12 protein-coding genes and 1 tRNA gene are annotated in these 8,673 nt (G+C 71.4%); 11 read left to right on the top strand and 2 right to left on the bottom strand.

The features are described from left to right. Positions 1-104: 104 nt before the first annotated feature. From OOT08_RS15755 to OOT08_RS15740, 4 genes are all read left to right on the top strand, one after another. The gene (locus tag OOT08_RS15755; RefSeq protein ID WP_325093786.1) at positions 105-1,028 is read left to right on the top strand and encodes an ACP S-malonyltransferase; all 924 of its coding nucleotides are present in this window, start codon (positions 105-107) and stop codon (positions 1,026-1,028) included. 53 nt (positions 1,029-1,081) lie between these two features. After that, positions 1,082-2,086, top strand: a complete 1,005-nt coding sequence (locus tag OOT08_RS15750) for a beta-ketoacyl-ACP synthase III (RefSeq protein ID WP_325093785.1) — start codon at positions 1,082-1,084, stop codon at positions 2,084-2,086. A gap of 42 nt (positions 2,087-2,128) precedes the next feature. Beyond that, a complete protein-coding gene (locus tag OOT08_RS15745; protein WP_010157098.1) occupies positions 2,129-2,377 on the top strand; it encodes an acyl carrier protein in 249 nt (82 codons plus the stop codon). Positions 2,378-2,507: 130 nt separating this feature from the next. Next, positions 2,508-3,743: a beta-ketoacyl-[acyl-carrier-protein] synthase family protein gene (locus OOT08_RS15740; RefSeq protein ID WP_325093784.1), complete on the top strand. Its 1,236-nt coding sequence runs from the start codon at positions 2,508-2,510 to the stop codon at positions 3,741-3,743. A 116-nt stretch (positions 3,744-3,859) separates the two neighbouring features. On the opposite strand, the gene OOT08_RS15735 is transcribed toward OOT08_RS15740, so the two are convergent. After that, the gene (locus OOT08_RS15735) at positions 3,860-4,381 is read right to left on the bottom strand and encodes a DUF3145 domain-containing protein (protein WP_325093783.1); all 522 of its coding nucleotides are present in this window, start codon (positions 4,379-4,381) and stop codon (positions 3,860-3,862) included. A 207-nt stretch (positions 4,382-4,588) separates the two neighbouring features. On the opposite strand from OOT08_RS15735, the gene OOT08_RS15730 reads away from it, so the two are divergent. The 3 genes from OOT08_RS15730 to OOT08_RS15720 all read left to right on the top strand — a co-directional run bounded on the left by OOT08_RS15730 (position 4,589) and on the right by OOT08_RS15720 (position 5,891). Beyond that, on the top strand, positions 4,589-5,149 hold the full coding sequence (locus tag OOT08_RS15730) for a PadR family transcriptional regulator (RefSeq protein ID WP_325093782.1): 561 nt from the start codon (positions 4,589-4,591) through the stop codon (positions 5,147-5,149). A gap of 25 nt (positions 5,150-5,174) precedes the next feature. After that, positions 5,175-5,251: transfer RNA gene (locus OOT08_RS15725), tRNA-Ile, on the top strand. A 397-nt stretch (positions 5,252-5,648) separates the two neighbouring features. Beyond that, a complete protein-coding gene (locus OOT08_RS15720) occupies positions 5,649-5,891 on the top strand; it encodes a hypothetical protein (RefSeq protein WP_325093781.1) in 243 nt (80 codons plus the stop codon). 61 nt (positions 5,892-5,952) lie between these two features. On the opposite strand, the gene OOT08_RS15715 is transcribed toward OOT08_RS15720, so the two are convergent. Continuing rightward, positions 5,953-6,240 carry a putative quinol monooxygenase gene (locus tag OOT08_RS15715; protein WP_325093780.1) on the bottom strand — a complete coding sequence of 96 codons (288 nt, stop codon included), beginning with the start codon at positions 6,238-6,240 and terminating at the stop codon, positions 5,953-5,955. Between the two features lie 118 nt (positions 6,241-6,358). Here OOT08_RS15715 and OOT08_RS15710 point away from each other — a divergent pair, with 118 nt between their 5' ends. The 4 genes from OOT08_RS15710 to OOT08_RS15695 form a co-directional block, all read left to right on the top strand. Then, positions 6,359-6,703 (top strand): chorismate mutase, encoded by a 345-nt coding sequence (locus OOT08_RS15710; RefSeq protein WP_325093779.1) that lies wholly within the window; start codon positions 6,359-6,361, stop codon positions 6,701-6,703. 63 nt (positions 6,704-6,766) lie between these two features. Next, the gene (locus OOT08_RS15705) at positions 6,767-7,210 is read left to right on the top strand and encodes a LexA family protein (protein ID WP_325093778.1); all 444 of its coding nucleotides are present in this window, start codon (positions 6,767-6,769) and stop codon (positions 7,208-7,210) included. Next, entirely contained in the window at positions 7,207-7,368 is a 162-nt protein-coding gene (locus tag OOT08_RS15700; protein WP_325093777.1) for a hypothetical protein, read from the top strand. The genes OOT08_RS15705 and OOT08_RS15700 overlap by 4 nt, the downstream gene beginning before the upstream one ends. Continuing rightward, on the top strand, positions 7,365-8,673 hold a 1,309-nt coding region (locus OOT08_RS15695; protein ID WP_325093776.1), incomplete at its 3' end, for a Y-family DNA polymerase. The genes OOT08_RS15700 and OOT08_RS15695, both read left to right, overlap by 4 nt.

Below are 8,673 nucleotides of genomic sequence, written 5' to 3'. Positions count from 1 at the left end.
ACGCAGCCGAACCGCGACAATATCTGAGCCATTCCACAAAGAATCTTTGGATTCTTCGTGATGTATATGCAGATCTTCGCCCGTTCATCTGGAACACTAGTGGGGTGATTGTCGTTGCCTGCCCTGGACAGGGCTCCCAGACCCCCGGCTTCCTGAACGAGTGGCTCGAGGATGACGCGCACCGCGCGACCCTCGCCGCCCTCTCCGAGCACATCGGCCTCGACCTGGTCGAGCACGGCACCGTGAGCGACGCGGACACGATCCGCGACACCGCCATCGCCCAGCCCCTCATCGTCGCCGCGAGCCTGCTCACCTGGCAGGCGCTCGCCGCGCGCGCCGACCTGTCCGGCGTCGGCCTGGCGGGCCACTCCGTCGGCGAGTTCGCCGCGGCCGCCGCGGCCGGGGTGCTCAGCCCCGAGTCCGCGCTGACCCTCGTCCGGGCACGCGGCCAGCTCATGGCGCAGGCCGCCGCCGTCACCCCGACCGGCATGAGCGCCGTCGTGGGCGGCGTCGAGGACGACGTGCTCGCCGCGATCGCCGCGCAGGGCCTCACCCCGGCCAACCGCAACGGCGGCGGCCAGATCGTCGCGGCCGGGGCCCTCCCCGCCCTCGCCCAGCTCGCCGAGGCCGCCCCGCGCGGCGCTCGCGTCATCCCGCTCCAGGTCGCCGGTGCCTTCCACACCGAGTACATGGCCAGCGCGATCCCCGAGCTCGGCGCGCTCGCCGCGCGCGAGGCGACCCCCGCGACCCCCACGCACCAGCTGTGGACGAACGCCGACGGCTCCGTCGTGACCGACGGTGCCCGCTTCCTGGAGCTCATGGTCGCGCAGGTCGCGAACCCCGTACGCTGGGACGCCTGCATGGCCTCCTTCCAGGCGGCCGGGATCACCGGCATGATCGAGCTGGCCCCGGCCGGCGCGCTGACCGGCATCGCCAAGCGCGGCCTGAAGGGCGTGCCCACCGTCGCCGTCAAGAGCCCCGCCGACCTCGACGCCGCCGTCGCCCTGCTCGCCGAGCACGGCGCCTAAGCCGTTCCCCCGCACGTTCTCGCCCCGACCGCCGTACCGACGAAAGAAGTGACATGGCCCAGCTGAAACAAGCCACCGGTCCCGCCTACACCCGCATCCTCTCCATCGGCGCGGCGCGCGGCGAACTCGATGTCCCGAACGAGGACCTGATCGGCCCGATCGACTCCTCCGACGAGTGGATCCGGCAGCGCACCGGCATCGTCCAGCGCCGCCGCGCGGGAGCCGATGTCACCGCGGCCGACCTCGCCACCACGGCGGGCCTGGAGGCCATCGAGCGCTCGGGGATCCCCGCCGACCAGATCGACGGGATCATCGTCGCCACGATCAGCAACACGGTGCAGACCCCCTCGGTGGCCGCCCTCGTCGCGCACCGGATCGGGATCACCCCCGCCGCCGCCTACGACATCTCGGCAGCCTGCGCCGGCTACACCTACGCGATCGCGCAGGCCGACGCCCTCGTCCGCGCCGGGGCCTGCCGCAACGTGGTCGTCATCGGCACCGAGAAGCTCTCCGAGATCGTCGACCCGACCGACCGCAGCATCTCCTTCCTCCTCGCCGACGGCGCGGGCGCGGTCGTCATCGGCGCGAGCGACCGCCCCGGCATCTCCCCCACCGCGTGGGGCTCGGACGGCGAGAAGTGGGACACGATCGGCATGACGAGCACCCTCTTCGACTACCGCGACGCGGCGGGCAAGCTGTCCTGGCCGACGCTCCGCCAGGACGGCCAGACCGTGTTCCGCTGGGCCGTCTGGGAGATGGCCAAGGTGGCCCGGCAGGCGCTCGAGCAGGCCGGGCTTGAGCCGGGCGACCTCGCCGCCTTCATCCCGCACCAGGCAAACCTGCGCATCGTCGACGAGTTCGCGAAGCAGCTCAAGCTGCCCGAGTCCGTCGTGATCGCCCGCGACATCGTCATGCAGGGCAACACCTCCGCGGCCTCGGTGCCGCTCGCGATGCACGCGCTGCTCGAGGAGCAGCCCGAGCTGTCCGGCGGCTACGCGCTGCAGATTGCCTTCGGCGCGGGCCTCGTCTTCGCCGCCCAGGTCGTCGAGCTCCCGTAAACTCTTTCACTGACCCCTAACCATTAACACATAGGAGATAACATGGCATTCTCGAACGAAGAGGTCCTCGCCGGCCTGGCTGAGCTCGTCAACGACGAGACCGGGATCGCGGCTGACGTCGTGGCCCTCGACAAGTCCTTCACCGACGACCTGGACATCGACTCCATCTCGATGATGACGATCGTCGTCAACGCTGAGGAGAAGTTCGACGTGAAGATCCCCGACGAGGAGGTCAAGAACCTGAAGACGGTTGGCGACGCCGTCGACTTCATCGTGAAGGCTCAGGCCTAAGCAGGACCCCGGTCGCCCCGCGCGGCCACGCAGGACCGAGGGGCGGGGAGACGGCTCATCACACGCCGTCTCCCCCTCTTCTCCCCCGCCCAACGATTCATCGCCCCCGACACAGGAGCACACGACACTCATGACGAAGAACATTGTCATCACCGGGCTCGGCGCCACCACGCCGCTCGGCGGCACCATGCCGGAGACCTGGGCGGCCCTGCTCAACAAGGAGAGCGGCGCCCGCACGCTCGAACAGGACTGGGTTGCCACCTACGAACTTCCCGTGACCTTTGCCGCGCAGGCGAAGGTCGCGGCCACCGACGTGCTCAGCCGCGTCGAGACCAAGCGCCTCGACCCCTCCAGCCAGTTCGCGCTCATCGCCGCACGCGAGGCCTGGGCCGACGCCGGCATCGAGGACATCGTCCCCGAGCGCCTCGGCGTTGAGTGGGCCACCGGCATCGGCGGCGTCTGGACGCTGCTCGACGCCTGGGACACCCTCCGCGAGAAGGGGCCGCGCCGCGTGCTCCCGATGACCGTGCCGATGCTGATGCCGAACGGCCCCGCCGCCGCGGTCGGCATGGACCTCGGCGCCCGCGCCGGGGTGCGCACCGCGGTCTCCGCCTGCGCGTCGAGCACCGAGTCGCTCATCAACGCCTACAATCTGCTCCAGTCCGGCCTGGCCGACGTCGTCGTCGCCGGCGGCGCCGAGGCCGCGATCCACCCGCTCCCCATCGCCTCCTTCGCCGCAATGCAGGCGCTGTCCCGCGACAACGACACGCCCGCGACCGCCTCCCGCCCCTACGACGTGAGCCGGAACGGCTTCGTGATGGGCGAGGGCGCCGCGGCGATCGTCGTGGAGACCGAGGAGCACGCGATCGCGCGCGGCGCGAAGATCTACGCGCGGCTGCTCGGCGGCTCCGTGACGAGCGACGCGCACCACATCACCGCGCCGGACCCCGAGGGCAGCGCCGCCGCCCGCGCCATGCGCGCCGCGGTTGAGGGCTCTGGCCGCAGCCTCGACGAGGTCATCCACGTCAATGCGCACGCGACCTCCACCCCCGTCGGTGACGTCGCCGAGTACCAGGCGCTGCTGCGCGTCTTCGGGGATCGCCTCAGCGAGATCCCCGTCTCCGCGACGAAGGCCTCCACGGGGCACCTGCTCGGCGGCACGGGCGCGCTCGAGGCCGCGTTCACGATCATGGCGCTGCACACCGGCACCCTGCCCCCGACGATCAACCTCGCGGAGCAGGACCCGGCGATCCCCCTCGACGTGGTGACCGAGCCGCGCGCCATCGAGGCGGACGGCGGCGTCGCGATCAGCAACTCCTTCGGCTTCGGCGGGCACAACGCCGTCGTCGCCTTCGCCACGGCGTAACGCCCGGCACACGCAACAGCGCCGCTGTGGCGGGGGCTCGTCCCCCGCCGCAGCGGCGCTGTCTGTGGTGGTCGTGCCGCCGCCCCAGGGCGTTCCCCGGGCACAGCGGCCACGTTTTATCCGGCCCGGTGCAACCAGAGCACGTCCGCGCCGTCGCCGTCGCCGGCCTGGCGGAAGGTTTCGAGCTCCTCGTCCCAGGCCTGGCCGAGCACGAGGCGCAGCTCCTGGCGGAGCATCTGGTGGTCGCCGCCCGCAAGGTCCATCGCGTAGCGGAGCCGATCCTCGGACACGACGGCGTTGCCCGCCACATCGGTCTGCATGTGGAAGATGCCGAGCCCGGGGGTGTGTAGCCAGCGGCCGCCGTCGGTGCTCGCCGTGGCGTCCTCCGAGATCTCGAAGCGGAGCTGCTCCCAGCCGCGCACGGAGGAGGCGACCGCGGTGGCCGTGCCAACGGGGCCGGACCAGGCGAACTCCGCCCGGACGCTGCCCTTCAGGATCGGCTGCGGGGTCCAGTCGAAACTGACCGAGGAGCCGACGGCCCGGGCGAGCGCCCACTCGAGGTGCGGGGCAAGCGCCTTCGGACACGAGTGCACGAAAAATACCCCCGTCGTCAACTGAGACGTGGTTTCTGACGCCATGACTGCCTCCCAATTGGTTCGGAACGTCTTCCCCAACGCCAAACCGAGACAGCAGGTGCCTTCCCCGATCATGCCACACTTCGCCGGGAAACGCGCCCCACCCGCGCACGCGACCGGAATCGATCGGCGCGCCCCCGCCGGTCGGCGGCCGGTCCGCCCGCGCCGCCCGGCCCCCTTGCTAAGGTTGAGCTGACGAGGGGAGCTGCCGTGGCATCGATCAGGGACGGAATCCTCGCCGTGCTGACCCAGGGCGCCGCCTACGGCCTGCAGCTGCGCAACGAGCTCGACGCGCGCACGCGCCGGGCCGCGCCGCTGAACGTCGGCCAGGTCTACGGCACGCTGGACCGGCTCCTCGCGGCCGGGCTCATCAGCCAGGAGGCGCACACCGAGGACGGCCTCCCCCTCTACGAACTCACCGAGACCGGACACGCCGCCGCGAGCGCGTGGCTCGGCACGCCGGATCTCGACGGGGCCAACCCCTTCGAGAGCACCGTGTTCCAGGTGCTCATCGCGCGCTCCCTGCCCGGCGTTTCGAGCGCGGGGCTGCTGGAGGCCCAGCGCGAGGCCTGGCGGGAACGGCACTTCGCCGCGCAGGAGGCCTACCGGCCCGAGGTCGCCGCCGAACTGCGCTCCTCGGCGGAGGAGGCGCTCGCCCGCGCCGTCCTCGGCTGGCTCGACGAGGTCGAGCCGACGAGCGACCAGGGCACCCCCGTTTCCCGGGTCCGGCCGCCGCGCGGCCGCCCTGCGACCGAGGCCAAGTTCCGCTAGTCTGGTCCGGTGCCCCTTGCGGTACGGGGCGTTAGCTCAGCTGGTTAGAGCAGCGGACTCATAATCCGTCGGTCGCGGGTTCAAGCCCCGCACGCCCTACCAATCAGCCTGCGAAAACCCAGCCCTCCGGCTGGGTTTTCTGTGCGCCGCCCGGCCGGTCTCCGCGGCAGAACGGGCGTTTCCTGTGTGGCCCACAGCTGACCGGACTATCGTCGGGCACGGGCGCCGATGCCCGGAGATGAGGACAGCCGATGTCCAAAGACAAGGGCCAGAAGGCCACCAAGAAACCCGCCGCGTCAACCGCGAAAGAGAAGAAGGCGGCCAAGCGCGACAAGAACAGCGCGGCCGCGCAGCTGAACAGCGCGAAGTAGCCGGGGCTGGGGCGCGCCTCCGGTGCGCCCCAGCGCCGCCCGCGGTCAGGAAACGGTCAGGGCGCACCCGGCAGACGCTCACCCGTCCGGCATAGCGTGGGGGCACCATTACTCGAGGAGGAGCACTCATGACGAATCTCGAACCCACCGGCCACGTCCACCCCGCCACCGACGCCGAGGCGTCCAACGGTCGGGGCACGCAGGACACCCCGACGAGCGGCGAGACGCTCGATCACCCCGTGCTCGATGGCGCGAGCGAGCACTACGGCGCCGAGGGCGAGGCGAGGGACCCCCGCCACGGCCAGGCCGATCCGGCCCTCATCCGGCACCCGGAGACGGGCGAGAAGACGCCGACCCCCGAGGATCACTGACCGCCCCGCCCCCGCCCCGAAACGCCGGAGCGGGCGGAGCGCGGCGCACGCTGCGCCGGGCTCAGCCCGCGACGACGTGGAGGCGGCGGGCGTTCTCGGCCACCTCAAGGGACTCCAGGGCGGCCATCGCGCGGAGGAAGTGCGCCGTCTCGGTGTGCGCGTCCAGGTCGGCCTGCGAACGCCAGTGCTCGGCCAGCACGAAGGCGGTGTCGTCCGCCAGGTCCCCGAGTAGCTCGTAGCTCAGGCAGCCCGGCTCCTCCCGCGTGCGCGCGATCAGCTCCCGGTACACCGCGAGCGCGGCCTCCCGGTGCTCGGGCAGGATTCGGCAGGGAACGAGAACTCGCAGCATGACGCCCGCTTTCGTGTGTGTCGTCGAAGGACCAGGATATTCGTTTTGCTCCAACGCCGCGCTCACCCCACCCGCCCCGCGCACGGCGGCCCCGGCACCCGGGGGGTACTGTCGGAGCATGACCGCACACAGCCCACCCGAGGACATCGCCGCCGTACGCGCCGAGATTGACGCCCTGGACCGCCGCATCGTCGCGCTGATCGCCGAGCGCCAGCGCTGGGTGGTCGCCGCCGGCTCGCTCAAGAAAGACGAGGACGGGGTGCGCGCCCCGGCCCGCGTCGAGCAGGTGATCGGCCGGGTGCGGCTCCTCGCCGAGACGGCGGGGGCCTCGCCGGACGTCGTCGAGCACACCTACCGCGCCCTCATCGCCGCGTTCATCGCCCTCGAGCTCGATGAGCACCGCGCGCGGGCGTCCTCGTCGCCCCCGGACACCCGTCGTCCAGGGACGACGCCGAGATTGTGAATGTCGGCGGTCCGACCTAAACTCTCCTTATCGAAAGTATGTTCGAAGAGCTGGGAGTCCCGAATGATCGTTTCACAGCAGTACGTGCTCCGCTCGCGGACCCCGCTCGTCGCCGTCCCCGTCGCGCAGGAGGCGGTGCAGGCGGGCTTCCCCTCCCCCTCGCAGGACTACTACGACGGCGAGATCGACCTGAACGAGCTGCTCATCCACGACCGCACCGCGACGTTCCTGCTCCGCGTCTCCGGGCACTCGATGGTGGGCGCGGGCATCCACGACGGCGATCACGTGATCCTGGACCGCTCCCTCGCCCCGCAGGACGGCGACGTGGTCGTGGCCGTCCTCGACGGCGAGCTCACACTGAAGCGCCTCCAGATCCTCTCCGGCGGCGTCGTGCTCCGCGCGGAGAACCCCCGCTACCCGGATATCCGGGTGGCCGAGCTCTCCGAACTGCGCCTGCTCGGCGTCGTCACCGAGTGCCTGCGCCACCTCCGGAAGCGCGCCGCATGAGAATCCGAGAGGACTCCGGCCTCGGCGGGCAGCGCAGCGTCTTCGACCGGGACGCGCTCGTGGCCGCCATCGAGGAGCTCGACGAGCAGTTCCGGGCGGGCGAGATCGAGCTGCCCGCCTACCAGATGAAAAAACGCTTCCTGGTGCGGCAGCTATGACCGCCCCGCACCGCCCCTCGGCCGAACCGGTCAACCGGGTCGCCCTGATCGACGTCAACAGCTTCTTCGCCTCCTGCGAGCGGGTGCTCGCCCCCTCCCTGGAGGGCAAGCCCGTCGTGGTGCTCTCGAACAACGACGGCTGCGTCGTCGCCCGCTCCGCCGAGGCGAAGGCCCTCGGCATCGAGATGGGCGTGCCGTGGTTCAAGCTGGAGGCGTGGGCGAAGCAGGCGGGGGTCGTGGCCCGCTCCAGCAACTACGAGCTCTACGGCTCGCTCAGCAGCCGGGTCATGCAGATCCTCGGGCGCTACGCCGCCTGGCAGGAGATCTACTCGATCGACGAGTCCTTCCTGGGCCTGCGCGGCACCCCCGAGGCGCTCACCGAGGCGGGCCACGCGATGCGCACCGAGGTCCTGCGCAACACGGGGCTGCCCGTCGGCGTCGGCATCGCCCCCTCGAAGACGCTCGCGAAGATCGCGAGCCGCGGCGCGAAGCGGGCCGAGCATCTGGGCGGCGTGTGCTCCCTCGACGACTACGAGCCCGAGCGGCTCGACCGGATCCTCGCCGCGACGCCCACCACGGAGCTCTGGGGCGTGGCCCGGCGCAGCGGCAAAAAACTCGCCGAGCTCGGCATCCACACCGCGAAGGATCTGCGCGACGCCGACGCGAGCCTCATCCGCAAGCGCTTCTCCGTCGTCATGCACCGCACCGTGCTCGAACTGCGCGGCATCCCCTGCATCCCCCTGGAGGAGGACCGCTCCGAGAAGGAGCAGATCATCTTCTCCCGTTCCTTCTCGACGCCGGTGCAGACCGCGGCCGAGATGAGCCAGGTGCTCTCGATCTACGCCCAGCGCATCGGCACCCGGCTGCGCGCGCAGGGCTCACTCGCGAAGACGATGACGGCCTGGGCGGCCACCTCTCACTACGCCCAGGAGCATCACGCGCCGCACGCGGTGGTCCGCTTCGAGCTCCCGACCGACGAGCCCATCACGATCGCGAAGCGGGCGGGGGCGCTGCTCGACCTGCTCCGGCACGGCACCCGGTACGCCCGGGCCGGGATCGTGCTCACCGAGCTCAGCCCGGCGTCGAGCCACGGCGTCCTCGATCTCTTCGCGCCCGAGTTCGAGGGTCGCCGCATCGGGCAGACCCTCGACGCGGTCGCGAAGAAGCACGGCAGCCGCGCCATCGGCATCGGCCGCGGCGGCCTGCGCGACGCCCCCTCCTGGAACATGCGCCGCAACATGCTCTCCCCCCGCATCACGACCCACGCGGCGGAGGCCGCAATCGTGCACGCCGGAGACGGGGGCT

Origin of the sequence: Leucobacter sp. M11 (genome assembly GCF_035726885.1) — a bacterium.
Classification (GTDB): Bacteria; Actinomycetota; Actinomycetes; order Actinomycetales; family Microbacteriaceae; genus JAPFRB01.
Note: the sequence above shows the minus strand (reverse complement) of the source record. Positions and strands in the feature narration are given on the sequence as shown.

Bases quoted from the DNA above. Each gene is read 5' to 3' on its own strand.
- OOT08_RS15700 (WP_325093777.1), top strand. From the start codon at position 7,207: ATGAGAATCCGAGAGGACTCCGGCCTCGGCGGGCAGCGCAGCGTCTTC.
- OOT08_RS15715 (WP_325093780.1), bottom strand. From the start codon at position 6,240: ATGCTGCGAGTTCTCGTTCCCTGCCGAATCCTGCCCGAGCACCGGGAG.
- OOT08_RS15745 (WP_010157098.1), top strand. From the start codon at position 2,129: ATGGCATTCTCGAACGAAGAGGTCCTCGCCGGCCTGGCTGAGCTCGTC.
- OOT08_RS15740 (WP_325093784.1), top strand. From the start codon at position 2,508: ATGACGAAGAACATTGTCATCACCGGGCTCGGCGCCACCACGCCGCTC.
- OOT08_RS15705 (WP_325093778.1), top strand. From the start codon at position 6,767: ATGATCGTTTCACAGCAGTACGTGCTCCGCTCGCGGACCCCGCTCGTC.
- OOT08_RS15750 (WP_325093785.1), top strand. From the start codon at position 1,082: ATGGCCCAGCTGAAACAAGCCACCGGTCCCGCCTACACCCGCATCCTC.
- OOT08_RS15710 (WP_325093779.1), top strand. From the start codon at position 6,359: ATGACCGCACACAGCCCACCCGAGGACATCGCCGCCGTACGCGCCGAG.
- OOT08_RS15720 (WP_325093781.1), top strand. From the start codon at position 5,649: ATGACGAATCTCGAACCCACCGGCCACGTCCACCCCGCCACCGACGCC.
- OOT08_RS15735 (WP_325093783.1), bottom strand. From the start codon at position 4,381: ATGGCGTCAGAAACCACGTCTCAGTTGACGACGGGGGTATTTTTCGTG.